Annotated in this window: 1 protein-coding gene and 1 tRNA gene; one reads left to right on the plus strand and one right to left on the minus strand. The window is 30.9% G+C overall.

Going from position 1 to position 599, the window contains the following annotated elements; all coding sequences use genetic code 11:
* Positions 1 to 14: 14 nt before the first annotated feature.
* A tRNA-Arg gene (locus tag FZ949_RS04820) sits at positions 15 to 91 on the minus strand.
* Between the two features lie 110 nt (positions 92 to 201).
* Between FZ949_RS04820 and FZ949_RS04825 the strand changes: the two genes are divergently transcribed.
* A complete protein-coding gene (locus FZ949_RS04825; protein ID WP_054196631.1) occupies positions 202 to 387 on the plus strand; it encodes a hypothetical protein in 186 nt (61 codons plus the stop codon).
* Positions 388 to 599: the final 212 nt, after the last annotated feature.

The raw sequence follows: 599 nt of genomic DNA on the forward strand, positions 1-599 counted from the left end.
AAGAATTAAAAAGATGGTGCGCCCGAGAGAATTCGAATCTCTGACCTTTTGAACCGCAATCAAATGCTCTATCCAGCTGAGCTACGAGCGCACAAGAAAGTTAAGTTGAGATATTAGCCAAACTTTCCTTAAAGAAAAATTGTATTCATTTTAATTTTATAACTGTTTTAGTAAAATCCAATAAAAACAAAAGGAGCAAAGATGAATGATTTTTTCGATAGTTTAAAAGAGATAAAAAAAGAACTTACTAAAGAGCAAGGTGAGATCAAAAAAACTCAAAAAGAAGCCGTTTCTCATACAAAAGAAGAGGCGATCTCGTATAAAGAAAATAAACTAAAAAACGAATTTGCAGAGTACATTAAAGGCCAAGATATAAGAAAAATATAAATTTGGAATGCTTATTGCTAAAACATGTAATATTTTATGTGGAGTAGGCAATGAAAGTTACGCAAACATTAGAATCTCTAAGCATTTTAACTGATAATGACGCTTTGTTTCGTGAGCTTAGAGATATGATAAGCAGAAATTTTACAAAAATTTTATCTAATAAAAATAAGGTTATTTCGTTTTATGAAGAGAGCGAGATCCCACAACGCAAG

Origin of the sequence: Campylobacter concisus (assembly GCF_902460545.1) — a bacterium.
Taxonomy (GTDB): domain Bacteria; phylum Campylobacterota; class Campylobacteria; order Campylobacterales; family Campylobacteraceae; genus Campylobacter_A; species Campylobacter_A concisus_AE.